This window comes from Bradyrhizobium sp. SZCCHNR1015 (genome assembly GCF_032489875.1).
In the GTDB taxonomy this organism is placed as follows: domain Bacteria; phylum Pseudomonadota; class Alphaproteobacteria; order Rhizobiales; family Xanthobacteraceae; genus Bradyrhizobium.
In genome coordinates this window covers 82912-106100 of sequence record NZ_JAUEYW010000009.1, presented here as the reverse complement: position 1 = coordinate 106100, position 23189 = coordinate 82912, and the positions used below count along the sequence as shown (strand labels likewise).

The window sequence follows — 23189 nt, the reverse complement described above, 5'->3', positions numbered from 1 at the left end:
ATCATGGCGCTGCTTGCAGGCGCGCCGGCCATGCAACGTCGGAATTCCACCTGACATACGCCACGCCCGGCAATCCGCTCCTCACGGCATCGGCATGCGCGGCCAGCCTGTCCGGATCGACGCGCACGCGGATGCGAAACATCAGCTTGTCGCGCTCGCTGCGGGTCTCGACGGTCTTCGGCGTGAACTGCGCCTGGCTCGCCACGAATGACACTTTCGCCGGGATCGGACGATCCGGATAGGCATCGAGCACGATCCGCGCGTCGGTGCCGATCTTGACCTTGCCGACCTCCTCGGTCGGCAGGAACACGTCCATGTAGACATAACCGATGTCGAGCATGGTGAAGATCTTGCCGCCCGCGGCGAGGACTTCGCCGACATTGGCGAGACGATATTGAATACGGCCGGGCTTTGGCGCGATCAGTGAGTTGTCGGCGATCTGAACGGTGTAGAGCGCGACGTCGTGACGGACCGCTTCGAGCCCGCGTTCGGCTTCGAAAATCCGCGCCTGCGCGCCGGCAAGGCCGGCGGTCGCAGTGTCGAGCGCCTGCTGGCGCTGATCGGCCAGCTCCCGTGTGGTCCAGCCGCTCTGCAGCAGGCTGCGGGTGCGCTCCATCTCCTGCTCGGCGAGCGTCTTCTGCGCCTGCAGTTGCGCGAGATTGGCACGGGCCTGATCGACCACGTGCTGCGCCTGCTCGGCCTGGGCCTGCGCCTTCGACAGCGACTGCTGCAGCTCCTTCGTGTCCATCCGCGCCACGATCTGCCCGGCCTCGACGCGATCGCCGATATCGGCGCGCAGCTCGGCGACACGGCCGGCATATTTGGTCGCGATGTCGATCTCGTCAGCCTCGATGCGGCCATTGCTGACGCTGATGCCGAGGGGCAGCGGCGGATGCAGCCGCTGCCACCAGACGTAGCCGCCACCACCGGCCGCCCCGACGGCAAGGAGGAGCACGAGAAGCGGCCACACTGCCCACCTGCGCCGCGGCTGATGGGACACAGGAACCGGCATCGCCGGCGTGGGAACGACGGCTGCGGTTTCAGCACGGACGCGCTGAACGGGCCGTTCGTCGCCGGCGAGTTGCGTGTCCTGTGGATCCATTCCGAAAAACCTTCTCCGCTGAAGCATGGCGCTCGTTTGCCATAGGCGCGGGAGAATCCGTTGACACAGCTCAACCAGCCCCGCGCATGCCGCCGAAGCCTGCGATCACGTTTGGGTTACGGCGCGGAATCCGACGTCGCGATGGCATGGATCAGCAGCAGACTGCTGAAGATGACGAACAAGGCGAACGCCTGGAATTCGCGTGAAGACATATCGAGCAGGACGAGCATCCACTCGATCGGCAGACCGGCGAGCATGAGCAGGAGAAGGCCGGTTGCCGCGACGAAGATGCCATCGAGGATCCTCAACACGATCGTCTTGGACGTCATGGCGTGCTCCCCGTTAAGGACACGCGCGCGGTCGGCTGCCCGCGGCTGCCTCCGCAATCGCCCCGGACCTCCCGCGGGGTCAGCCCGTACTGGCGTCGGAACGAGCGATTGAAGTGCGAGAGATCGCCGAAGCCGACATCATAGGCGATGCTGGCAATCGCAAGCTGGCCATGGGCCGGGTCGCAGAGCATGCGATGCGCGTTCGCAAGCCGCACGCCGGACAGGAACGCGGAGAAGGTGGTGCCGTCGATCTCGAACAGGCGCTGCACGTAGCGTGGCGTGACGTTCAATTTCGCCGCGATCGTCGCCACCGACATGTCGCGGCGCCGGCTGTTGGCGATGAGGAACGATTTTGCGAGCTTCAGCCGCGCCGCGCGCAATCCTCTCGCGCGCATCGTCTCGGCGAGGTCGGCGGCCGGCCCGATCGACAGCGCGAGCAGGTCCTGGACGTGGCGTACCGACAGATTGAGCAGTTGCGCATCGATCGCGCCGCTGCTGGCCATGAGCCAGCCCGCATAATGGTCGAGCAGCTGCAATGCGCCGCGATCGACCGGCATCGGCCGCATCAAGGCATCCGCGATGCTGACATCCGCGGCTTCGACCATCACGCGTGGCATCAGCAGCGTGAATGATCGACCATTGCTGGTGCGATGGAACGCGCTCGCATCGGCGCCGCTGAGGATCGCCGCCTCGCCTTCGCGCAGCTCGCGGGTCTGCCCGGCGGACTCGACGAACGCGGTTCCCTGGCGATTGATCGCGAGGATGACGTTGTCCGCACCGTCGGCGAGATAGCGGCCGGACCGCGAGATGCGCGCCGGCGTGGCCCAGGCATCGAGCAGTTGCAGCCCCGGCAGGGTCAGGGCCCGATTGCGCGCCTTGAACGCGAGATCCGGCGCGGGCTCGAAATCGACACGCAGCATGACCTGGCCGTAGTGCTCGCGCCAGAACGCCGCGCGCTCCGGTTCCGGAATGTTGTCGGTCGAGAATTCGACGATGCGCGAATTGAAACCTGACATGCGATCACCCGAGACAATCCGAAACTGAAACCTGGAGCCGCGCGCTCCATCCAAGGCGGAATCGATAGCGTCATCGCCGCAAACGCGGCGTCCTCCGATCAGAGGATGTCGCCTGTCGGAGGATGGCCGAATGTGAACTGGGTCACGCGCGGTCGTGCCAGCCCTGCCGATCGTCGCCGCGCGCCAAGACACAGGGCTTCGGGAGTGATGCCGTCTGCGGCCTTACAACCAACGAGGACGAGGATGACACTCACTGGACGATGTTTTTGCGGAGCGGTCGAAGTCGAGGTGTCCGGGGCGCCAGAGGCGATGGGCTATTGTCACTGCCGGTCGTGCCGCTCGTGGTCGGGCGGCCCTGTCAACGCCTTCAGCCTGTGGAAGCCGGACGCGGTCAGGATCGCAGCCGGCACCGAGCACGTGGCGATGTTCCAGAAGACGCCGTTGAGCCAGCGGCAGTACTGCGCCAAATGCGGTGGACATTTGATGACCACTCATCCGCCGCTCGGGCTGGTCGACGTGTTCGCGGCAACGCTTCCGGATCTCGATTTCAAGCCGGCCGTGCACGTGAACTATGCCGAGACCGTGCTGCCGATGCGCGACGGCCTGCCGAAGCTGAAGGACTTTCCGCGCGAGTTCGGCGGCTCGGGCGACGCCGTCGCTGAGTAGCCTGGCGATGCCGAGCCCCGGAGCATGACAGGTTCCGGGGCTCGGCCGGCGTCCTTCTCATATCTCATCAGTCGAGCAGATGCCGATGATCGTGGATCAATCGGCGCGCGGTGCGCAACCGCGACTCCTGAAGCGCGGCGAGCACGGCCCGCGCCATCCGGCGCATCCGACGTCGAATTCTGTGCGACTGTCGCCGCACGCGCGGCACAGGGATCCTCATCACTCATCTCCGGCCAAGTGAAGCTCCGATCGTGCGCCACTCCTCAGCCGACGGCCTGGGCAGGCCTGCCAATCTCGCGGCTTCGCGCGACCGTTGCGCGATGAACCTCACGCGCCGCATGCCGACCCATGAAGGGGAATATCGTCCACGCGCCCGGGTTGATTATTCAGACCGGCGCACCCTTTCCCGGTCATGGCAGCGAGGTCACCGTGCAGAGCGAGTTCTATTCGCGGGCGTTGGACGCCATCTATCAGGGCTTTGCGGAACCGGATGGCATCACGGACGCACTGGATTGCGTCCGGGAACTGACGAGGTCCGAGGGTGCCACCTTCGAGGTCATCGACCCGATCGTCCGGCAGCCCCTGACCTTTCACAGCAGCGGTGTTGCTGCGGCCGAGGGCGACGACTACCTCGCCTACTTCGCGCCCCGCAATCCGCGCCTGCGCATGGCGCTGAACCAACAGCGCGGCGAACTGGCCTGGGACTATCAGGTCATGGACGAGAGCGCCATGAACCGCGATCCGTTCTATGCAGAGTTCCTGCCGCGCGCCGGGCTTCGCTATTTCCTCTCAGCGGTGCTGGAGCGGTCGCCGCAGCGGATGGTCGCCCTGACCCTGCAGCGAACGCCGCGGCAGGGCCATGTCGGCAAGGCCGACATCGCCCTGATGCACCGCCTCACGCCCCATCTGCAGCGCGCACTTAGAATGCGAAACAGCCTCGTCACAGCCTATGGCAACGATATCGGCACGACCGCACTCGATGTGCTGAAGGACGGCGTCGCACTGCTCGATCCGAGAGGCGAGATCGTCTACCTCAATCCGAGCCTGCAAGCCATCTCGGCAGACGGCGCCATGTTCCGGATCGAGAGGCGCGGCATCGTCTTCGCCTCGGCCGATCTGCGCAATCGCTATGCGCGCGCGCTCAGCGCGGCGACGCGTACCGACGGCCTGATCGGCACGGATGCCGCGCTCGATTTCCTGGCGCCGCGTCCAGGCGGCTTGCCGCCTTGCACGATATCGCTGCGCTCCCTGCACAAACGACACCCCCGTTCGGATTGGCCCGCTGCGATGGTGGTGATGCTGGTGCGTGATCCGATGCGGGACAGCCCGGCGGCGCATCTGCTTCAGGACCTTCATGGTCTGACCAGGGCGGAGGCGCAACTGGCCTGTGCGCTGAGTACCGGCATGACTGCGGTCGAATATGCCGCGCATCGCGGCATCAAGGTCACGACGGTCTACACGCATCTCAAGCGCACCCGGGAGAAGACGGGATGGCGCAGCGTCGCCGAGCTGACGCGGCGCATCCACGAAATCTCGATCGGTCTGCTGAATGCCGATCCTTAAGTCGCGGAAGTCGCGGAAAACGCCGCGACCTGCTGCGCCAGCGCATCGCGCACGCGCACGACGACGTCGGCATAGTCACGTCGCGCGTCCTGGCGGAACAGCCGCACGCTCGGATACCAGGGACTGTCGTCACGGCCGAGCAGCCAGCGATAGTCCGGCGTGAAGGGCAGCATGATCCAGGTCGGCTTGCCCAGCGCGCCGGCCAGATGCGCCACGCTGGTATCGACGGTGAGGACGAGGTCGAGACTGTCGATCAGCGCAGCCGTGTCGACGAAGTCACGGATGTCGGCGGTGAGATCGAGAATGTCGTCGCGCGCGGCGAGCGCGGCCTTGTCGGACGGCCGCGGCTCCTTCTGCAGACTGACGAACCGCGCCCCAATCTTGAGCAGCGGCGCGAGCGCCGGCAGCGGAATCGAACGGTTGTGATCGTTGAGATGCGAGGGGTTGCCGGACCAGACGAGCCCGACCCGCAAGCGGTCATGCGGACCTAATCGCTGCTCCCAGATCGCCCGGCGCGCCTCGGGAGGGCGCGGCAGATAGCATGGCGCGGCAGGGATGGTGTCGAGCCGGGTGGCAAAGGCGAGCGGCAGGCTCGACAGCGGGCAGTGATAGTCGATGGAAGGCAGCGCATCGATGCCGCGGGCAACACACTGCGCCACGCCGTCCAGGCCGGACAACAGCGGCTGCAGCGGCGCGTCGACCTCGAGCACGACGCGCGCGCCCTGCTCGGCCACCAGGGTGGCGTAGCGCGAAAACTGGATGGTGTCGCCGAGCCCCTCGTCGCTGTGCAGCAGGATCGTCTTGCCGGCCAGCGGCGCATCGGCAAGCCACAGCGGCGCCTCGAAGCTGCGCTCGACGAAGCCGACGGCGCGACATTTGCGTCCCCATTCGCGCGCCGCCCAGCCACGGGCGAAGTCGCCGGTCAGCAACCGGAACAGCGCCGCGTTCCAATGCGCATCGGCGAGGTCCGGCTTCAGCGCGACGGCGCGATCGAAGCTGTCGAACGCCTCTGCGAAACGATGCAGCTCGGCCAGCGACGTGCCGCGATGATTATGGAAATCCGCGGTCTGCGGCCGGAGCGCGATCGCCTTGTCGAACATGGCGACGGCGTCATCGTGACGGCCGAGGTTCTGCAGGATGCAGCCATAGCCATTGGCGACGTCGGGATCGTCAGGCGCCAGCGCCTGCGCACGGCGGCCGAACGTCTCGGCTTCCTGGTAGCGGCGCAGCCGCCGCAGGGCGATTCCCTTCAGATACAGCACGCCCGCCTGATCGGGCATCAGCCCCAGCGACTGCCCAAAGCGCGTGATGGCCTGCTCGTAATGGCCGGCATCGAAATGCAGTGCGCCGGCCTTGTTGGCCGCCTCGAGGTGGTCAGGCCTGAGCTGCGCCACCTGATCGAAGGCCAGGGCCGCCTCGTCGCGCCGCCCCTGCGCTTCCAGCACCTCGCCGAGACGAAACCAGGTCGCGGCGCGATCGGGCGCGAGCTGCAGCAGCCGATCGCAGGCCAGCGCCGCCTCGGCGTGCCGCTGCCTCAGTTGCAGCAGTTCGCCAAGCGCATCCCAGCTCTCGATCGCATCCGGCTGCAGCTGCAGCGCGCGATCGTAAGCCTTGATCGCTTCATCGGTGCGGCCGGCGAGCCGCAGCGCCTGCGCAAGGCCGACGAAGGACTCCGCGGCCGACATGTCCTGCCGAACGGCGCGGGCGAACCACTCAATCGCATCATCGGCGCGCTTGAGCGCCAGGCAGACCTGTCCCATCGCACGCAGCGCGTCGAGCGAGGCTGCGTCCAGCGTCAGCGCGCGGCGGCACGCATCCTCGGCCTGCGCGAGCTGTCCGGCGCGCAGCAGCCGCAAGGCCGCGGCACACAGCGCATCAGGCGTATCGCTGTGGCCCATCGATCCGGATTTGGCCGGGGGCTTGCCGGCGGACCGGCGCGGCTTGTGCTTCATCAGGGGATCTCTGCGCTCGTGCTGCAAGCGGTAGATGATTCCCCGATGCGCGGAAAGATTGCGCCGTCGTCAGGCGACCGGCGCCGGTGCCAGCGGCGCCGCCTCGAGGCCGCCGAAGCGGCGCTCGCGGCCGCGGAAGGAGGCGAGCGCCTGGGCCAGATCGGCGGCATCGAAATCGGGCCACATGCGCTGGGTGAAGTGCAGCTCGGCATAGGCACCTTCCCAGAGCAGGAAGTCCGACAGGCGCTGCTCGCCGGAGGTGCGGATGATCAGGTCGACGTCGCGCAAGCTGGTTTCGCCGGTCACGAGATCGGAGAAGGCCGCACGCGTCAGGCCATCGAGCTCGCGGGCCTTCGCCGCCGCCGCGAGGATGGCGTCGCGCGCCGAATAGTCGACGGCGATGCGCAGGTGCAGGGTGTTGCCGTCACGGGTGGCCGCTTCGGCCCGGCCGATCGCGTCGGCGATGCCGCCGGGCAGCCGGTCGCGGCGGCCAATCACGGTGAGGCGGACGCCGTTGCGCACCAGCGCCTCCACCTCGCTGGCGAGATAGACCCGCAGCAGCGCCATCAGGGCTGCGACCTCGGCCCGCGGGCGCCGCCAATTGTCGCTGGAGAACGCATACAGCGTCAGCGTGCCGATGCCCTGGTCGGGCGCAGCTTCGACGACGCGCCGAATCGCCTCGACGCCCGCCTCGTGCCCGCGCAGCCGCGACAGGCCCTTGCGCGTCGCCCAGCGGCCATTGCCATCCATGATGATGCCAACATGCAGGCCATCCACCACAGCAGGCGATTGAGGTTGCAGACTACTTTGCATTGCAAAGCTCCAGGTCAAAAATAAGCGCGATGCGAGAGTCAGACGCGGCCCGGGATCAGGCCGGCCGACGATGGCGTGTGCTCCTTGCCGGCAGCGGCCGCGGCGTCGCGGACGAGGCGCTCGAGCACGGCGAGATAGTCGAGGAAGCGGCGGCGTCCCGCCTTCGTCAGCCGGCAGGTGGTATGCGGGCGATTACCCTCATAGCCCTTGGTGACCTCGACGAGACCGGCCTCCTGCAGCACCTGCAGATGCCGCGACAGATTGCCGTCGGTCAGCCCACAGAGCTGCTTGAGGTCGGCAAAGGCGAGACCCTTCGGGTGCGCCATCAGCGAGGTGAGCAGGCCGAGCCTTGCCTTCTCGTGGATGACGCGATCGAGGCCGTCATAGGAGAACGGCGCGCTGCCATCAGTCTTCGACATCGGACTCTCCGGTCGCAAAATACAGAATGCCCGCCATCAGCCCCTGTCCGATCGCGAACGGAAGCCCCATCGTCCACGGCGACAGCGCATGCGTGGCGCTGCCGACCAGCAACACGGCGAAGCCGGCCATGAAATAGAACGCCCCGGCAAGCGCTACCGTGCGCGGCAGCGAGCGCACCGACGCGAACACGCCGAGCGACATCAGGATCTGCCACAGGCCCGGCAGCATCCACAGCGCCTCCGGCGCGAACTTCCACAACAGCACCGCGAGCAGCACGCCGGCGATGCCCGCTGGCAGGAACTGCTCGACCGCCTGATGGATCATCGCGTCTGCAAGGCCGGAATGATGCCGGCGCGATCGCGCCCGCATCTCGAACCAGATCATGGTCAGCGACACGCAGGCTGCCGCCGCCCATCCGAGCAGGAACGTCCACGCGTCGGCCGTCGGGTCGCGCAGAAACAGCTGCTGAAGCAGCGCAGTGACCAGCGCGACGGCCGAGGTCGCGGCCATCGTCGCCGGCCCGTAGCCGCGAAATGCCGTGCCCGCCGCAAGCTGGCTGCGGATCGCGATGATGTCCGCCAGCGCCTTATCGAGATCGCGCATGTCTCACCTGAAGCCGGTGACCGGCTCTTTTAACTTTGCGGTACAAAGTATATACGAACGCAAAGTCGATGCAAGCCCGCGCGATCCCGGAAGCGCGCCTGCGTCAGCCGATCGGTCGCGCACGCCGACCCGCTCGGTCGAGGGTGTCAGTAATACTGATAGCGGTGCACGCGGCGCCGCGGCGGCATGTCGACATAGACCGAGGGGCGGCGGCGGGCAGGATCGAACGCGACGCGCGGATTGATGCCGCAGCCTGCATTGCGCCCGGAGGCACTCGCCCGGCATTGCTCGAAGGTCTGGTAGGAGCAGTCACCGGGGTAACCGACGCCTCGGCCCTGCACACACCAGGGATAGTCGTAACCGCCTGCGGAGGCCGGCGCGATACCGCCACCAAGTGCAACGCCGACGAGGCCGGCTGCCATCATCATAACCTTGCGCATGATCTGTTCCTCTTCTGGCCGGAGGGTTGCACCACACCGGCATGGTCAAAAAACGACAAATCGGCGGAACGGATCACCAACCAAGGCAGTGACGTGTCGCCTGCGCGGCACGTCACCTTCAGCCCTCGACACCCGTCTGGCGGGCTGGCGCCTCATCGAAGACCTGCCGCGGCGCGCGGCCCGGCGATCGCGGCGTCGCCTACTCGTCTCATTCGACCTTCAGGCCGGCGAACTCGACGACCTTCTTCCACTTCTCGGTCTCGGCGACGATCTGGGCGCCGAACTGCTCCGGCGACTGGATCAGCGGCTCGCCGCCGAGATCGACGAGACGGGTCTTGATCTCGGGCTCGGCCAGGATGGTGTTGACCTGCTTGTTGAGCTTCTCGATGATCTCCTTCGGCGTGTTCTTCGGCGCGCCGATACCGAACAGCGCGCTCGCCTCGTAACCGGGTACGGTCTCGGCGACGGCCTGGACGTCCGGCAATTGCGTTGAGCGCTGCTGGGTGGTGACGCCGAGCGCCCGCAACGAGCCGGAGCGGATATGCTGGATGATGGAGGGCATGTTGTCGAAGATGACCTGCACCTGGCCGCCGAGCATGTCGGTGATCGCCGGCGCCGCGCCGCGATAGGGCACGTGCTGCATCTTGGTTCCGGTCATCGCCATGAACATCTCGCCCGACAGATGCACCGAGGTGCCGTTGCCGGACGAGGCCATGTTCACCTTGCCGGGGTTCGCCTTGAGATAGGCGATGAACTCGGCGACGGTCTTGGCCTCGATGTCCTTGTTGACGGTCATCACGTTGGGGACGCGGTTGAACGAGGCCACCGGCGCGATATCGCGGACGAAGTTGAATTTGAGATTGGTGTAGAGGCTGGCATTGATGTAGTTGGCCGGATTGACCAGCAACACGGTGTAGCCGTCCGCCGCCGCGTTCACCACGGCATCGGTGCCGATATTGTTGCCGGCTCCCGGCTTGTTCTCGACGATGAACTGCTGACCGAGCGTCTCGGACAGCCGCTGGCCGATCAGCCGCGCCAGGATGTCGGTCGCGCCGCCCGGAGGATACCCCACCACGAAGCGGACGGGACGGGTGGGATAGTCGGCCGCGGAGGCGTTGCGAACAGCAGCGATGGACGGGACGGCGGAGGCGATCAGACCAAGCGCGGTACGACGTGAAATCATGCGTTTCCTCAGGCATTATCGTTGGGCGGCGGTCAACGAGCCGCCAGGATCTATTGTAACATCGATTGTAACAGAGTGCCGCGATGGCGGCGAGATCGATGTCCCATCAGGAGGGAAGAGCCCATGCCGGTCAAGGTCGATGCGCTCGATCATCTGGTCATCAATGTCGCCGACGTCGAGCGCACGACGGCGTGGTATCAAGCAGTGCTGGGCATGACGGTCCAGGTGTTTGATCCCGGACAAGGCAAGGCGAGGCGCACGTCGCTGCTGTTCGGGAACCAGAAGATCAACGTGCGACCGAAGGACGCGGACAAGGTCGACTGGTTCACGGCCGACCACGTCGTGGCCGGCAGCGACGACCTCTGCTTCCTCACCACCAGCACCCCCAACGAGGTTGTGGCGCATCTCAGGGCGCTCGGCGTCGCCATCGAGGAAGGCCCGGTCGCCAAGCAGGGCGCGCGCGGCACCCTGCGCTCGGTGTATTGCCGCGACCCCGACGGCAGCCTGATCGAGATCTCGTCGTATCAGGATTGAGCCGGGGCCACGCCGAGGTCATTGCCTCGCGGTCTCGCCGCTCTTCTCCATTTTGGCGGCGATCTCGCTGCGCGACCATCCGGTCAGTTGCGCGAGATCCGTCGCCTCCCTGGCGAAGCGTGCGGCGAGATTGTCCTGGTAGGTCTTCGCCGCTGGACAGGACGCCTCGCCCCGCCAGGGGTGGTGCTGGACATAGCGGCCCTGGAAATTGCTGCGGTCCTTGGTCTCGATGAACACGATGTCCTCGGGGAACGTCTTGGCATCGTAGCGCACGTGCAGCCGGGTCGCGTAGGCATCGGAGCCGCCACGGCGCGTGGTGCGGAACGAGGCGTCATCGTCGCTGCCGATCCAGCGCGCGCCGAGCTCGACCAGCTCCCTGTTGCTCATCGGATCGGCGGCGCAGGGGTCGCACCATCCCATGTCCCAGGCATATTCGACGAACACCGCCTGCATGTTCTCACGCGCGACGGCGCGCTCGAACAGCGCCTTGTAGAACGGCCCGAACTCGTCCTTCACATAGAGCGGGACATCGATATCGGATGGGATCTTCACCGTGCGATAATTGGCCGCCTCGATGCGGCCGCTCCTCGTCAGGGCATAGATGATGAGGTCCTGCGGTCCCCTGGCATTGACCGTGCCGAGCCGCAGCGGCACCATGAACTTGGCGCTCCGGTAGCGTACCTGCAGGGGCCGGAGCTGGCCGTTCCCCAGTCCCTTCATCCGCTCGACATTGACCTTGGCGACGAAGAACCGCATGCCCTGCCTGATGTAGCTGCCGAGCACGGACTCCGCGCCTTGCGGGATGCGATAGTCGTTGTCGGTCAGCCAGCGGGTCAGACCGTCGCTCTCCTGCGCCGACAGGATCAGCACGTCGTATTCGGCGACGTCGTAGCTGGCCTCGACGGTGACGCCATAGTTCCGCCGGGCCATCTCGTAGACGGCGCCTGCCATCATTGGCGCCGCGGACATGGCCCGCGCCGCAACGACGACCGGCGCGCAAGGGTCGGCATCATGATATTCGACCAGCCGCGGCGCGGTGTATTTGTCGAGATGATCGATCGTCTTCGGCTCGACCACGCCGATCTGCTTGCGCTCGATGAAGGTCGGCACGGGAACGACGACCGCGAACTCCTTCACGTCGCCCTCGAAGTCGCTGGCCATCGTGATCGCGGTCTGCTCGCCGTCGCGGGCCAGCACGACCTTCGACGACTGGTTGAACAGTTTTGCATCCGCCTGGGCGACATAGAAGCCGCAGAAGGCATTCGCCGGCGCCATCGCCGCGTTGGCCAGGATCGCGGTGGCCGCGACGCCGGTGCGGAAGAGCTTGTTGTCACGCGGGGTCATGTCGACACTCCTTCGGGAACGGATGAACGCCAGGAAAAGCGGGTCTCAGGGACGAGCCGATCGAGCAGCAGCGTCAGCGGCGACAGCGCGATCAGCGCCACATAGAGCGCCGGCCGCATCTGCAGGGCGAAGGTGAGGTAGTGCGCCGCGACCGCAACGCTCAGCGCGAACAGCAGCCGGCCGACGCGCGAGTCCGGCGAGGTGCGCGGGTCGGAGATCATGAAGAAGGTGAAGATCAGCAGCGAGCCGCTCTGCAGCTGATGCAGCGGAATCGCCAGGGGATCGCCGAGCCAGGCGGCGCGCAGCAGCAGGAGCGCGGCGTGACTTGCGAAGAAATACAGCGCGACATCCACCCGGCGTGACGCACTGAGCACGAGGATCGCGAAGAAGCCGGCGAGGCTCGCGAACCAGATCTCCGTACCCCATTGGCCCGGCGAGATCCACACGCTCTTGGAGCCGAGCAGCAGCCCCACGATCGCGAGCCCGGCCGGGTTGAACATGTGCTTGCCGTCGATGCGCAGCACGAATTTGGAGCCGATCGCGATCATGGCCGCCGCCGCATGCAGCCACAGCGCATCGGCGCGCAACAGCAGGCTGAGCGAGAGGCCGGTGATCAGCGGCGATTTGAGATCGAGCGGCACGCCGGCGATGCGGCAGCAGGCCACCTGCGTGAGCAGCGCCATGGTGACCGCGATCACGCTCGCTGCGGGACGCGCGCCGAAATCGATCGCGGCGAAATTGATCGCCAGCAGCGTCGCCAATGCCGCGATCTGGAAATAGCGCGCATCGGGCAGCCGCCATGGTCGTGGCTCGGCCTGCATGCAAACCTCCGGGCGTGTCTTGCCGCGCCATTGGTCGCCCGCAGACGGAGACGGGTTCAATCCCGATTTGATCGCGGCGGCGCGAGGTGGCAAAAGATGACGACAAGAACGAAGCGGCCGGAGACAGGCCGTACTCAAGAATGGCGGGAGCGAAGATGAACGGAACGACGATGGCAGCGGGCACGGTGACGCCGTTCGACGGCATGGACGCGCCCTGGCTGTTGAAGCTGCGCAGCGAGACCCGGCGCGACCATCCGTTCCTGATCTCCGCGCCGTTCGATGCGCCGGCGCGCCGCTGGACCTATGGCGCCTTTCACGACCGTGTCGGCGCCTTGGCCGCAGGGCTGGTCAAGCGCGGCGTCCGGCCTGGCGATGCCGTGCTGATCCATCTCGACAATTGCGTCGAGGCGATGCTCGCCTGGTTCGCCTGTGTCGAACTCGGCGCACTCGCCGTCACGACCAACACGCGCTCGGCAGCCGCCGAAATGAGCTACTTCGCCGAGCACTGTCGCGCGGTGGCGGCGATCACCCAGCCGGCCTATGCCGAGATGATCGCAGCGCATTGCCGCGGTCTCAAGTGGATGGCCGTGATCTCGCACGATCCCGGTCAGGCGGAGGCGCCGGCCGTCGGACGCGGCCAGCGCTTCGAAGCGCTGTTTGCCGACAGTGCCGACCGGCCGCGGCGGCCGGCCGACCCGCTGGCGCCTTGCAGCGTGCAATACACCTCGGGCACGACGTCGCGGCCGAAGGCGGTGCTGTGGACGCATGCCAACGCGCTATGGGGCGCCAAGGTCAATGCCGTGCACGAGGACCTTCATCAAGGCGACGTGCACCAGACCTATCTGCCGCTGTTCCACACCAACGCGCTGGCCTATTCGATGCTGGCCACGCTCTGGGTCGGCGCGACCTGCGTGATCCAGCCGCGCTTCTCCGCGAGCCGCTTCTGGAGCGTCGCGCTCGAGCATGGCTGCACCTGGACCTCGACCATCCCGTTCTGCATGAAGGCGCTGCTCGACCAGGAGGTGCCGAAGCATCACAAGTTCCGGCTGTGGGGCACGGCGGTATCCGAGCCGCCTGCGTTTGCCAGGTTCGGCATCAAGATCATCGGCTGGTGGGGCATGACCGAGACCATCACCCACGGCATCGTCGGCGAGATCGACCAGCCCAACGCGCCGATGTCGATCGGCCGGGCCGCACCGGAATACACCATCCGCATCACCGACGATGACGGCCGGCCCACCGAGGTCGGCGCCACCGGCAACCTCGCCATCAAGGGCGTGCCCGGCCTGTCGTTGTTCGCCGAGTATCTCTACAACGCCGAAGCGACCCGCACGAGCTACGATGCCGACGGCTTCTTCCTCACCGGCGACCGCGTCACGCGCCTGGCCGACGGCTTCATCAAGTTCGGCGATCGCACCAAGGACATGCTCAAGGTCGGCGGCGAGAACGTCGCGGCGTCCGAGATCGAGCAGGTGATCATCACCGTGCCCGGCGTGCGCGAGACCGCCGTCGTCGCCAGGAAGCATCCGATGCTGGACGAGGTGCCGGTCGCATTCGTGATCCCGCAGCCCGGGATCGCGCGCGACGAACTTCCCGGGAAGGTGCTGGCCGCCTGCCGCGCCGGCCTCGCCGACTTCAAGGTGCCGCGCGAGGTGAAGCTCGTCGACGAGATGCCGCGCTCGACCCTGGAGAAGGTCGCAAAGGCCGAGCTGCGCAAGCTGCTGGATTGAGGAGGATCGAGCGGCTCGACCTCAAGACATCTCCACGCGGATCGGCAGCTTCTTCGGCCCGTTGACGAAAGTCGCCTGCGTCATCTTCACCGGGCCCGCCGGCGACAGCGACGCGAGGCGCGGCAGCAACTCCTCGAACAGGATGCGCATCTCGAGCCTGGCGAGATGCTGGCCGAGGCAGAGATGCGCGCCATAGCCGAAGGCGACGTGCCGGTTCGGCTTGCGGTTGCAACGGAACGTGTCGGGCTCGTCGAACACGGCTTCGTCGCGATTGCCTGACGCGTAGCACAGCATGAGCCAGTCGCCCTTCGCGATATGGCGACCGCCGAGCTCGGTGTCGGCGGTGGCGCTGCGCATGAAGTGCTTGACCGGCGTCATCCAGCGGATCGCCTCGTCGACAAGTCCGGGGATTAGCGCGGGATCGGCCTTGACGCGCGCGAATTGTTCGGGGTCTTCCGCCAGCGCCCAGATCGCGCCGGCGGTCGACGACGACGTCGTGTCGTGGCCTGCGGTCGCAACGATCATGTAGTAGCTGGTGCGGTCATGCAGCGGCATGTCCTCGCCGTTGATCCTGGCATGGGCGATGACGGTGGCGAGATCGTCGCGCGGATTGGCCCTGCGGTCGTCGGTGATGCGCTGGAAGTAGGCGGCGAAATCCGCGACCACGGCCTGCAGCATGGCCGCGAACACCTCCGCCGACAGCGCCTCGCGCACCCGCGCGGTGTCCGGATCCTGCGGGCCGAACAGCTCCTGCGTCAGCTTGAGCATGCGCGGCTCATCTTCTTCCGGCACGCCGAGGATCTCCATGATCACATGCAGCGGATAGCCGAGCGCGACGTCCGCGACGAAATCGCAGACGCCGCCATTGGCCGCGGCCTTCGCCGCCATGCGGTCGACGGTCGCACGCGCGATCTGGCGAATGCGCGGCTCGAATTTGGCGATGTTGGCCGGCATGAACCAGCCCTGCGTCAGCGCGCGATATTTCGGATGGTCCGGCGCATCCATCTGCACCAGCGAACGCACGAGATTGGGCTGGCCGGTGATCTTGTGAACGCGCTCCAGCACCGCCTTGTTGGTCAGCGTGGTCGCACGGTCGGCATTGTGGAACAGATCGTTCTGACGGCTGATGGCGAGAATGTCAGCGTGCCGCGTCACCACCCAGAACGGATCGAACGCATCGAGCTCGGCCCGCCCGAGCGGGTTGTTGGCGCGCAGCCAGCGATAGGCATCATGGATGCGGTGGTCGGCGTAGCAGGCCGGATCGACCAGCGCGGCGGCGATGGGCCCGGGAATGACCTCGCCGGCCTGTTCGGCTGCGCCCATGCTGCTCCTCCCGCCTTTCATCGATTGGCGGGTAGGATAGTGCGCCTCCGCAGAGATGCACTTGCGTCGAGCAGCTACCGCCGGGCGATGGATGCGCTCTCAGGCGATCGCGTCAATGCGCGCCCATCGCGACCGGGCGAAACGCCTGCAGCAGTTGCTGGTCGAGCTTCGGGCCCATGTTCTCCATGATCTGGAACGCACGGGCATGGGTGAAGGCCGGCCGATAGGCGCGGTGCTCGATCAGCGCGGCGTAGATGTCGACGATCGTGGTGAGGCGCACGATGTCGCTGATCTGCTCGTTGTGCAGCCCGTCAGGGTATCCGGAGCCGTCGAGGAACTCGTGGTGATGCAGGATGACGTCGAGCATCTCCGGCGGGAAGCCGCCCTGCCGCCACAGCGCCTCGTAGCCGCGGCGCGGATGCTGGCGCAGCAGCGCGATCTCCTCCGCCGTCAGCTTGCCCTGCTTGTCGAGGATCGCGACCGGAATAAACGCCTTGCCGACGTCGTGCAGCAGCGCCGCGCGGACCAGCCGGCGCTGATCGTCGTCGCGCATGCCCAGATGAATCGAGAAGCCGACCGCAAGCCCGGTCACGAACAGGCAATGCCGGTAGGTGTCGTTGTGGTGACAGCCGACCACGGTCATCCATTCGCGCAAGGACGAGTGCTTGATCGCCTTCAGGATCTTGTTCTCGGCCGCGACGATGTCCTCCATCGTCAGATGCGCGCCGGTGGGCAGCTTCTCGAAGATCTTGACCATGATGGCCTGCGCGGCCTCGACGCCGCGATTGAGCAGCTTGCCGCGATCAGTCTCGTCATAGCCGTCGTCGGCGGGGAGCGCCGAGCGGATGCGCTGCAGCACATCGGCGGGGCTGAACGGCCGCGCGATGGTGTCGGTGGCGCCCAGCGCCCACGCCTGCATGGTGGCGTGGTGCAGCGCCTCGGCCAGCACGAACAGCCGGGGCACCTCGCTATAGGCGCGCGACGACAGCTTCTTGCGCACCCGCTGCACGCTCTCCGGCGAGCGCAGGTTGATGTCGACGATCACGCCGGAGAAGCGGTTGCCGGGGTTCTCGGGGATTTCGGTGGTCGGCATCATGTCGACGTCGCCGACCGAGCGCAGGATGCGCGCCAGCTCGCTGCTCTGGTCACCGCGATCCGACGCGAGCAGGAGATGGCGCCTGTTCGCGGTCTGGGTCACGGTCTGCTTGGCTGTCGCGCTCATACGGGCTCGCCCCCTGCGGTTTGCTGCTCATGCAAGTTACCGGGATACGGGTTCGTCGCGGCTTAAGCCGATCATTCAAGCTGTATCGTTTCAGGTGAGCGAGAGGTTAAGGGAATTGGTCAAATCGTCCGGCGCGGAGACCTGACCGCAGCGCAAAAAGCAACCGCCGGAGACTGGCTCCGGCGGTTCCCAGATACGGCGCTGGCCGCGCGACGACGCTAGGCCTTCATCGCCGCCTTGACCGCCGCCGACGTGATCGGCAGCGAGCGCAGCCGCGCGCCGCAGGCGTTGTAGATGGCGTTGCCGAGCGCCGGCGCGACCACGGTCACCGCGGGCTCGCCGACGCCGGTCGCCTTCTCGCCATTGGCGATGACGGCGATCGCGACCTCCGGCACCTGGCTCATGCGCAGCGGCGTGTAGCTGTCGAAGTTGGTCTGCTCGATGCCGCCGTCCTTCAACGTCGCCTTCTCGTACATCGCCAGCGACAGCCCCCACAGCGCCGCGCCCTCGACCTGGGCGCGGATGTTGTCGGGATGCACCTGGGTGCCGACGTCGGTCGCCACGGTGAGCTTCTTCACCGTGACCGCGCCGTCGTCAGCCACCGCGACATGGGCGACGCACGCCGTCCAGCTCGCGGTCGCCCGCTCCTGCGACGACACGCAGGACACGCCCATGCCCTCGCCCTTCGGCAGCTTCTTCGCGCCGTAGCCGGACAGGCCCATCGCCGCCAGCAGCGTGTTACGCAGCCGCTGTGCGCCGCCGTCGTTCTTGCCCTTGCCGTCGAGCAGCGCGATGCGGAACTGCGCCGGGTCCTGTCCCGAGGCCACCGCGATCTCGTCGATCATGCTCTCGACCGCCCAGAACGTCCAACCCGGCGCCACCGAGCGCAATTGCCCGGACGGCGTCGCATTGTGCGCGAGCTCGTTCTTGATCGCGCGCACATGGTGGTTGGGCACGGTGTAGAAGAAGTCGGCGCCGTTGACCGTGAACGAGTCCAGCGGGCCCTTCTTGTCGACCGAGGGCGACAGGAAGTCCGGGATGCCCCAGCGCGCCGTCGGCCACGCCGAGACGACGTCGTGGCTGAGCGCGATCAGCTTGCCGTTGCTGTCGAGCCCGGCCTTGACCTTCTGGTAGGTGAGCGGCCGCGAGTAGTCCATCGTCATGTCGTTCTCGCGGGAGTAGATCACCTTGACCGGCTTGCCCACGGCCTTGGCCGCCTGCACCGCCGGCACCATCATGTCGGCGTCGAGCCTGCGGCCGAAGCCGCCGCCGAGCCAGGCCTGGTGCATCACGACATATTTCGGATCGATCCCGGCAGCACCCGCCGCGATCGCGCCGGAACGGGTCGCGAACTGATTGCCGGAGTAGATGTGCAGGATGTCGCCCTTGAACTCGGCGGTCGCGTTCATCGGCTCCAGCGGCGCATGGATGTTGATGCTGGTGGTGTACTCCGCCTCCAGCACCTTGGCCGCGCCCGACATCGCTGCAATGGGATCGCCATCCTTGACGAAGAACTGCCCGGCATCGTCCTGCGCCTGCAGCCGCATCGCCTCGGTGATGATGGTGTCGGTGCTGACATTGGCGTAGGGGCCTTTGTCGTAGCTGATCTTGAGCGCGTCCGCCGCCTTCCTGGCGTTGGCATAGGTGTTGGCGACCGCCACCACCCAGCCCGAGGTCGAACCGGTCTTGTCGTCGAGCGTCACCGCCTTGATGAAGCCCGGCACCTTCTTGGCCTCGGAATCGTCGACCGCCGTGACCGTGGCGCCGAAGCGCACCGGCGGCGTGACGACCTTGCCGTAGACCATGCCCGGCAGCATCGTATCGATGCCGTATTTCGCCGTGCCGTTGGTCTTGGAAGGAATGTCGAGCTGCGGCACCGAGACGCCGATCATGGTGTACTGATCGGGCGTCTTGAGCGTCAGCGCCTTCAATTCGTCAGGCGTGAAGCTCTTGGTGATCTTGCCGCTCTTGACGATCTCGGCATAGCTCATCTGCTTCTTGGACTTCGGATGCATCACGACGCTGTCGCGCACGACCAGCTCCTTGGCCGGCACGCCCATCGCGGTCGCAGCCGCCTCGGTGAGCGCGATGCGGCCGGCTGCGCCGGCGCGGCTCATGGCATCGAAGTTCATCATCGTGCTCCAGCTGCCGCCGGTGATCTGGGCGCCGAGCACGGGATCGTTGAACTTCGGATCGTTGGAGGCGAGCTGGACCCGCATGTCCTTCCAGGCGGCGCCGAGCTCCTCGCAAACGATCTGCGCCATGGTGGACGCAATGTGCTGGCCCATGTCGGCCTTGCCGCAGGTCACGGTCACGATGCCGTCCGGCGCAATCGCGTACCACACGCTGGGCTCGAAGTTTGCAGGCGCCGCGGCGGCGAGTGCGCTGTCGGCGAGGCCGGCATAACCGAGCACGAGGCCGGTCGCGGCGATGCCGACCAGGAACGAGCGGCGGCTGAGATCGGGGGCCATCGAAGGCGCTGCTTTCACGTGCTGGTTCATGTCGCCCTCCGGTCGCTGGTGTTCGACGCGGTGCGCATCTCGGACGCGGCGCGCTGGATCGCCTTCTGGATCCGCGAATAGGTCATGCAGCGGCAGAGATTGCCGTCCATATGTGCGACGATCTCCTCCTTGGTCGGGCTCGTGGTCTTGGCGAGCAGCGAGGCCGCCTGCATGATCTGGCCGGACTGGCAGTAGCCGCATTGCGGCACCTGCTCGGCGATCCACGCCTTCTGCAGGGGATGATCGCCCTTCTGCGACAGCCCCTCGATGGTGGTGATCTTCTTGTTCGCGACGTCGCCGACCATGGTCTGGCACGAGCGCACGGCCTCGCCGTTGACATGCACGGTGCAGGCGCCGCACAGCCCGGCGCCGCAGCCGAACTTGGTGCCGGTCATCTGCAACTGCTCGCGGATGACCCATAGCAGCGGCGTATCGTGCGCCGCGTCGACGGACATGGTCCGCCCGTTGATGGTGAGATTGGGCATGTGGTTTCTTCCCCGCCCGGCGTGCGACTTCGCTTACGGCGAAGTTCGGTTTTATCGATTCGCTGGAACCCACCGGATAGATGCCAGCCATCATAAGAATGATCGCGTTGCCACGGCGACGCAACGGGATTTGAGCGCCGGCTTGCGAAATGAAACGGCATTTGCGTTGTGCAGCGCGAACGATGCTGGGCTCGTGACGCCGCGCACGCTAAGAAGAGATGCAGCCAACGCCGACAGCGAGAAGAGATTTCAGCCCATGAGACCATCCATACGCATGACGCGGTGCCTGGCTGCGGCCATGCTGCCGAGCCTGTCGGCCGTAACCCCTGCTGCGGCAGGGCAGACGCCCGGCGTCGCTGACGCGCCTTTCACAGCGACGTTATTCAATGTCACGCCGCTTGCCTTCGGCATGGATGTCGGCGAGACATCGCGCGTGCTGGAGCAGCCGTTGATCTATCTGAACGGCACGCCCGGCAACGAGACCTTTCTGGCACTGCGCAATCTCGGCGGCAGCGGACTGGTCCCGCACCATCACCGCCTCTACCTGAAATTCCGCAGGGGACGGCTGACAGGCTGGAAAGAGGACTACGGCACCAACTGGATGTGGCGCTGACAGGCGCCTGACGACCGCAAAGAGGACATAACGTGGGACAGGACATCAAGCTGACGGCATCGGACGGGTTCCAGCTCGGCGCCTATCGCGTCGATCCGACGGGAACTGCAAAGGGCGCGCTGGTCGTCATCCAGGAGATCTTCGGTGTCAACCATCACATCCGTAACGTCTGCGACCGCCTCGCCGCCGAAGGTTACGTTGCCATCGCGCCGGCGATCTTCGACCGCGTCGAGCCCGGCTTCACCTCGGGCTATTCGCCTGACGAGATCGCGGTCGCGCGCAAGTTCGTCGCCAATCCGGATTGGGCGGCCTTTTTGCGCGACACCCAGGCCGCAATCGACGGCGTGAGGAATGTCGGGCCGGTCGGCATCATCGGTTTCTGCCTCGGCGGCAGCATCGCCTATGCGGCTGCGACCAAGCTCACCGGGCTGAAGGCCGCGGTCGGCTATTACGGCGGCGCCATCGTCCGCTTCGCCGACGACAAGCCGACGGTGCCGACCCAGCTCCATTTCGGCGAGAAGGACGCGGGCATCCCCCTGACCGACGTCGAGACCATCAAGGCCAAGCGGCCGGACGTCGAGATCTTCGTCTATCCCGGCGCACAGCACGGCTTCGGCTGCGACGAGCGTGCGAGCTACGACAAGCCGAGCGCGGATCTGGCGTGGACCCGTAGCCTCGCGTTCCTCGGAACGCATTTGCGCTGAACCTCACCACCGTCATTGCGAGGAGCGAAGCGACGAAGCAATCCAGAGTCGCGCGTGACGCTCTGGATTGCTTCGCGGAGCCTGTCATCGGGCCGCGCATGTGCGCGGACCCGTTGGCTCGCAATGACGGCGGATGGAGCAGCGCGCCACTCGGCGGCAATGTATCCCTGTAGCCGGGCGAGACGTGCTGATATCAGAACCAGCGCTCGCCGACCTGGATCGTATCTCCCGGCTTGAGCGAGGTCCCGAGCGGAACCTCGTAGCGCGCGACTCCGGACGCATCGGTATGCGTCAGGGTGACGATGTCGCGCCGCGCCCGAGGCGAGAAGCCGCCGGCGATCGCGATTGCGCTCTCCACCGTCATGTTGGGCACGTAAGGGTATTGGCCGGGCGCCTGCACCTCGCCGAGGATGAAGAACGGGCGATAGGCCTCGATCTCGACCGCCACCGATGGCTCGCGGATGTAGCCGTTGCGGAGCTTGGCGGTGATCTCGGCGGCGAGGCCGGCGGTGGTGCGGCCACGCGCCGGCACGCTGCCGATCAGCGGCATCGTGATCGATCCGGACGCGTCGATCGCATAGGTGTTGGTCAGGCCCTCCTGGCCGTAGACGACGACGCGCAGCTTATCGCCGGCGTCGAGATGATAGGCGGAGTCGCGCCGCGCCGGCACGTAGCCGGCGGGAACGACATAGGCGCCCGCGCGAGTGGCGGCAGCGAACGAGTTGCGCAGCGCCGGGATCGCCCCGCCCTGCCCGGTGGCGGCAACCGGGCCGGAGGAAGGCGTTCCATAGGCCATCGCGTCGAGATCGCTCTGCGGCTGGACGGCAGCGACGGGGGAGATCGTCTGCATGCAGCCCGACAACAGGATCGCGGACAGGACGGCAATGACCGGAACAAACAACGCGCGCACTCGAACAATCCTTGAATGAGGATGTGCGTTAGTCATGCGCGGTTAAGGTTAACAAACCGTTGGCGCGTGCAGTCCGTGCATCCGCAAGCGCGCCGCGGTGAAGGCGGTTCGAAAAAAATCCCCCTCCCACCGCGTGGGAGAGGGACCCGAGAATATTCGGCGCGATCCAGCGCGCGGCTGGCCTAGGCGCTCACGCCGACACCGATCGGGCACGCGACCCCGGTGCCGCCGAGGCCGCAATAGCCGGCCGGATTCTTCGCGAGGTACTGCTGATGATAATCCTCGGCGAAATAGAATGGCCCCGCCGGAGCAATCTCGGTCGTGATCGCGCCGAGCCTCTTGGCACGCAGCGCCGACTCATAGGCCGTCTTCGACGCCTCGGCGGCCTCGCGCTGCGCATCGCTGAACGTGTAAATCGCCGAGCGATATTGCGTGCCGACGTCGTTGCCCTGGCGCATGCCCTGGGTCGGGTCATGGCTCTCCCAGAACGTCTTCAGGAGCCGCTCGTAGGACATGACCTTGGGATCGAACACCACCAGCACGACCTCCGTGTGCGCCGTCTGCCCCGAGCACACCTCCTCGTAGGTCGGGTTCGGCGTATGGCCGCCGGCATAGCCGACGGCGGTGACGTGGATGCCGTCGCCGAGCTGCCAGAACTTGCGCTCCGCGCCCCAGAAGCAGCCGAGCCCGAACACGGCCTGCGCGAGGCCGTCGGGATAGGGCGGCAACAGGCGGCGACCGTTGACGAAATGCGTGGCGGCGGTCGGGATCGGCTGAGTGCGGCCGGGCAGCGCCTCGGCGGCAGACGGCATGACAGGGGCTTTGCGCATGAAGAACATGGGATGTCTCCGCTCATGGCCAGCGCCCGCGGGACGGCCCACGGCGCGATGACCTCTCCTCAGGGGGAATATATAG

At 66.5% G+C, this 23189-nt stretch carries 23 protein-coding genes; 6 read left to right on the top strand and 17 right to left on the bottom strand.

The features are described from left to right. Position 1: 1 nt before the first annotated feature. From QX128_RS16750 to QX128_RS16740, 3 genes are all read right to left on the bottom strand, one after another. Positions 2-1102: an HlyD family secretion protein gene (locus QX128_RS16750; RefSeq protein ID WP_410053158.1), complete on the bottom strand. Its 1101-nt coding sequence runs from the start codon at positions 1100-1102 to the stop codon at positions 2-4. 116 nt (positions 1103-1218) lie between these two features. Further along, a complete protein-coding gene (locus QX128_RS16745) occupies positions 1219-1431 on the bottom strand; it encodes a hypothetical protein (protein WP_316237991.1) in 213 nt (70 codons plus the stop codon). Then, positions 1428-2447 carry an AraC family transcriptional regulator gene (locus QX128_RS16740; RefSeq protein ID WP_316237990.1) on the bottom strand — a complete coding sequence of 340 codons (1020 nt, stop codon included), beginning with the start codon at positions 2445-2447 and terminating at the stop codon, positions 1428-1430. The genes QX128_RS16745 and QX128_RS16740 overlap by 4 nt, the downstream gene beginning before the upstream one ends. Positions 2448-2690: 243 nt before the next feature. On the opposite strand from QX128_RS16740, the gene QX128_RS16735 reads away from it, so the two are divergent. Together QX128_RS16735 and QX128_RS16730 are read left to right on the top strand one after the other, a co-directional pair. Further along, entirely contained in the window at positions 2691-3113 is a 423-nt protein-coding gene (locus QX128_RS16735; RefSeq protein WP_315803869.1) for a GFA family protein, read from the top strand. A 348-nt stretch (positions 3114-3461) separates the two neighbouring features. Continuing rightward, positions 3462-4676: a helix-turn-helix transcriptional regulator gene (locus QX128_RS16730; protein WP_316237989.1), complete on the top strand. Its 1215-nt coding sequence runs from the start codon at positions 3462-3464 to the stop codon at positions 4674-4676. On the opposite strand, the gene QX128_RS16725 is transcribed toward QX128_RS16730, so the two are convergent. The 6 genes from QX128_RS16725 to QX128_RS16700 form a co-directional block, all read right to left on the bottom strand. After that, entirely contained in the window at positions 4673-6628 is a 1956-nt protein-coding gene (locus QX128_RS16725) for a tetratricopeptide repeat protein (RefSeq protein ID WP_316237988.1), read from the bottom strand. The genes QX128_RS16730 and QX128_RS16725 overlap by 4 nt on opposite strands. A gap of 69 nt (positions 6629-6697) precedes the next feature. Then, positions 6698-7441, bottom strand: coding sequence for a di-trans,poly-cis-decaprenylcistransferase (locus QX128_RS16720; RefSeq protein ID WP_316237987.1), 744 nt, complete (start codon positions 7439-7441; stop codon positions 6698-6700). A gap of 38 nt (positions 7442-7479) precedes the next feature. Further along, the gene (locus QX128_RS16715) at positions 7480-7860 is read right to left on the bottom strand and encodes a transcriptional regulator (RefSeq protein ID WP_315803873.1); all 381 of its coding nucleotides are present in this window, start codon (positions 7858-7860) and stop codon (positions 7480-7482) included. Beyond that, positions 7847-8464 carry a hypothetical protein gene (locus QX128_RS16710; protein ID WP_315715042.1) on the bottom strand — a complete coding sequence of 206 codons (618 nt, stop codon included), beginning with the start codon at positions 8462-8464 and terminating at the stop codon, positions 7847-7849. Before QX128_RS16710 ends, QX128_RS16715 begins: the two co-directional genes overlap by 14 nt. Positions 8465-8610: 146 nt before the next feature. Further along, the gene (locus tag QX128_RS16705; protein ID WP_316237986.1) at positions 8611-8904 is read right to left on the bottom strand and encodes a DUF3551 domain-containing protein; all 294 of its coding nucleotides are present in this window, start codon (positions 8902-8904) and stop codon (positions 8611-8613) included. A gap of 208 nt (positions 8905-9112) precedes the next feature. Continuing rightward, positions 9113-10087 (bottom strand): tripartite tricarboxylate transporter substrate binding protein, encoded by a 975-nt coding sequence (locus QX128_RS16700; RefSeq protein WP_316179112.1) that lies wholly within the window; start codon positions 10085-10087, stop codon positions 9113-9115. 123 nt (positions 10088-10210) lie between these two features. Here QX128_RS16700 and QX128_RS16695 point away from each other — a divergent pair, with 123 nt between their 5' ends. Further along, positions 10211-10621: a VOC family protein gene (locus QX128_RS16695; protein ID WP_316237985.1), complete on the top strand. Its 411-nt coding sequence runs from the start codon at positions 10211-10213 to the stop codon at positions 10619-10621. 18 nt (positions 10622-10639) lie between these two features. Here QX128_RS16695 and QX128_RS16690 read toward each other — a convergent pair whose 3' ends face one another. Further along, complete coding sequence (locus QX128_RS16690) at positions 10640-11965, bottom strand: DUF2330 domain-containing protein (protein WP_316237984.1); 1326 nt, start codon at positions 11963-11965, stop codon at positions 10640-10642. Next, complete coding sequence (locus QX128_RS16685) at positions 11962-12786, bottom strand: RnfABCDGE type electron transport complex subunit D (RefSeq protein ID WP_316237983.1); 825 nt, start codon at positions 12784-12786, stop codon at positions 11962-11964. The genes QX128_RS16690 and QX128_RS16685 overlap by 4 nt, the downstream gene beginning before the upstream one ends. Positions 12787-12941: 155 nt before the next feature. Here QX128_RS16685 and QX128_RS16680 point away from each other — a divergent pair, with 155 nt between their 5' ends. Further along, positions 12942-14516, top strand: coding sequence for an AMP-binding protein (locus QX128_RS16680; protein WP_316237982.1), 1575 nt, complete (start codon positions 12942-12944; stop codon positions 14514-14516). 21 nt (positions 14517-14537) lie between these two features. On the opposite strand, the gene QX128_RS16675 is transcribed toward QX128_RS16680, so the two are convergent. The 4 genes from QX128_RS16675 to QX128_RS16660 all read right to left on the bottom strand — a co-directional run bounded on the left by QX128_RS16675 (position 14538) and on the right by QX128_RS16660 (position 20047). Then, complete coding sequence (locus QX128_RS16675; protein ID WP_316237981.1) at positions 14538-15839, bottom strand: cytochrome P450; 1302 nt, start codon at positions 15837-15839, stop codon at positions 14538-14540. 112 nt (positions 15840-15951) lie between these two features. After that, positions 15952-17061 carry an HD-GYP domain-containing protein gene (locus QX128_RS16670; RefSeq protein WP_315803881.1) on the bottom strand — a complete coding sequence of 370 codons (1110 nt, stop codon included), beginning with the start codon at positions 17059-17061 and terminating at the stop codon, positions 15952-15954. 218 nt (positions 17062-17279) lie between these two features. Further along, on the bottom strand, positions 17280-19562 hold the full coding sequence (locus tag QX128_RS16665) for a xanthine dehydrogenase family protein molybdopterin-binding subunit (RefSeq protein WP_316237980.1): 2283 nt from the start codon (positions 19560-19562) through the stop codon (positions 17280-17282). After that, positions 19559-20047: a (2Fe-2S)-binding protein gene (locus QX128_RS16660; RefSeq protein WP_315735504.1), complete on the bottom strand. Its 489-nt coding sequence runs from the start codon at positions 20045-20047 to the stop codon at positions 19559-19561. Before QX128_RS16660 ends, QX128_RS16665 begins: the two co-directional genes overlap by 4 nt. 298 nt (positions 20048-20345) lie before the next feature. Here QX128_RS16660 and QX128_RS16655 point away from each other — a divergent pair, with 298 nt between their 5' ends. Further along, the gene (locus QX128_RS16655; RefSeq protein ID WP_409997958.1) at positions 20346-20660 is read left to right on the top strand and encodes a hypothetical protein; all 315 of its coding nucleotides are present in this window, start codon (positions 20346-20348) and stop codon (positions 20658-20660) included. Between the two features lie 32 nt (positions 20661-20692). Then, on the top strand, positions 20693-21364 hold the full coding sequence (locus QX128_RS16650) for a dienelactone hydrolase family protein (protein ID WP_315803883.1): 672 nt from the start codon (positions 20693-20695) through the stop codon (positions 21362-21364). A 193-nt stretch (positions 21365-21557) separates the two neighbouring features. On the opposite strand, the gene QX128_RS16645 is transcribed toward QX128_RS16650, so the two are convergent. Together QX128_RS16645 and msrA are read right to left on the bottom strand one after the other, a co-directional pair. Next, positions 21558-22274 carry a polysaccharide biosynthesis/export family protein gene (locus QX128_RS16645; RefSeq protein ID WP_315803884.1) on the bottom strand — a complete coding sequence of 239 codons (717 nt, stop codon included), beginning with the start codon at positions 22272-22274 and terminating at the stop codon, positions 21558-21560. 182 nt (positions 22275-22456) lie between these two features. Then, complete coding sequence (gene msrA, locus QX128_RS16640; protein ID WP_316237979.1) at positions 22457-23113, bottom strand: peptide-methionine (S)-S-oxide reductase MsrA; 657 nt, start codon at positions 23111-23113, stop codon at positions 22457-22459. Positions 23114-23189: the final 76 nt, after the last annotated feature.

Bases quoted from the DNA above. Each gene is read 5' to 3' on its own strand.
- msrA (WP_316237979.1), bottom strand. From the start codon at position 23,113: ATGTTCTTCATGCGCAAAGCCCCTGTCATGCCGTCTGCCGCCGAGGCG.
- QX128_RS16665 (WP_316237980.1), bottom strand. From the start codon at position 19,562: ATGAACCAGCACGTGAAAGCAGCGCCTTCGATGGCCCCCGATCTCAGC.
- QX128_RS16720 (WP_316237987.1), bottom strand. From the start codon at position 7,441: ATGCAAAGTAGTCTGCAACCTCAATCGCCTGCTGTGGTGGATGGCCTG.
- QX128_RS16730 (WP_316237989.1), top strand. From the start codon at position 3,462: ATGAAGGGGAATATCGTCCACGCGCCCGGGTTGATTATTCAGACCGGC.
- QX128_RS16750 (WP_410053158.1), bottom strand. From the start codon at position 1,102: ATGGATCCACAGGACACGCAACTCGCCGGCGACGAACGGCCCGTTCAG.
- QX128_RS16745 (WP_316237991.1), bottom strand. From the start codon at position 1,431: ATGACGTCCAAGACGATCGTGTTGAGGATCCTCGATGGCATCTTCGTC.
- QX128_RS16710 (WP_315715042.1), bottom strand. From the start codon at position 8,464: ATGCGCGATCTCGATAAGGCGCTGGCGGACATCATCGCGATCCGCAGC.
- QX128_RS16660 (WP_315735504.1), bottom strand. From the start codon at position 20,047: ATGCCCAATCTCACCATCAACGGGCGGACCATGTCCGTCGACGCGGCG.
- QX128_RS16695 (WP_316237985.1), top strand. From the start codon at position 10,211: ATGCCGGTCAAGGTCGATGCGCTCGATCATCTGGTCATCAATGTCGCC.
- QX128_RS16700 (WP_316179112.1), bottom strand. From the start codon at position 10,087: ATGATTTCACGTCGTACCGCGCTTGGTCTGATCGCCTCCGCCGTCCCG.
- QX128_RS16725 (WP_316237988.1), bottom strand. From the start codon at position 6,628: ATGAAGCACAAGCCGCGCCGGTCCGCCGGCAAGCCCCCGGCCAAATCC.
- QX128_RS16675 (WP_316237981.1), bottom strand. From the start codon at position 15,839: ATGGGCGCAGCCGAACAGGCCGGCGAGGTCATTCCCGGGCCCATCGCC.
- QX128_RS16715 (WP_315803873.1), bottom strand. From the start codon at position 7,860: ATGTCGAAGACTGATGGCAGCGCGCCGTTCTCCTATGACGGCCTCGAT.
- QX128_RS16740 (WP_316237990.1), bottom strand. From the start codon at position 2,447: ATGTCAGGTTTCAATTCGCGCATCGTCGAATTCTCGACCGACAACATT.
- QX128_RS16735 (WP_315803869.1), top strand. From the start codon at position 2,691: ATGACACTCACTGGACGATGTTTTTGCGGAGCGGTCGAAGTCGAGGTG.
- QX128_RS16655 (WP_409997958.1), top strand. From the start codon at position 20,346: ATGCTGCCGAGCCTGTCGGCCGTAACCCCTGCTGCGGCAGGGCAGACG.
- QX128_RS16690 (WP_316237984.1), bottom strand. From the start codon at position 11,965: ATGACCCCGCGTGACAACAAGCTCTTCCGCACCGGCGTCGCGGCCACC.
- QX128_RS16685 (WP_316237983.1), bottom strand. From the start codon at position 12,786: ATGCAGGCCGAGCCACGACCATGGCGGCTGCCCGATGCGCGCTATTTC.
- QX128_RS16680 (WP_316237982.1), top strand. From the start codon at position 12,942: ATGAACGGAACGACGATGGCAGCGGGCACGGTGACGCCGTTCGACGGC.
- QX128_RS16670 (WP_315803881.1), bottom strand. From the start codon at position 17,061: ATGAGCGCGACAGCCAAGCAGACCGTGACCCAGACCGCGAACAGGCGC.
- QX128_RS16705 (WP_316237986.1), bottom strand. From the start codon at position 8,904: ATGCGCAAGGTTATGATGATGGCAGCCGGCCTCGTCGGCGTTGCACTT.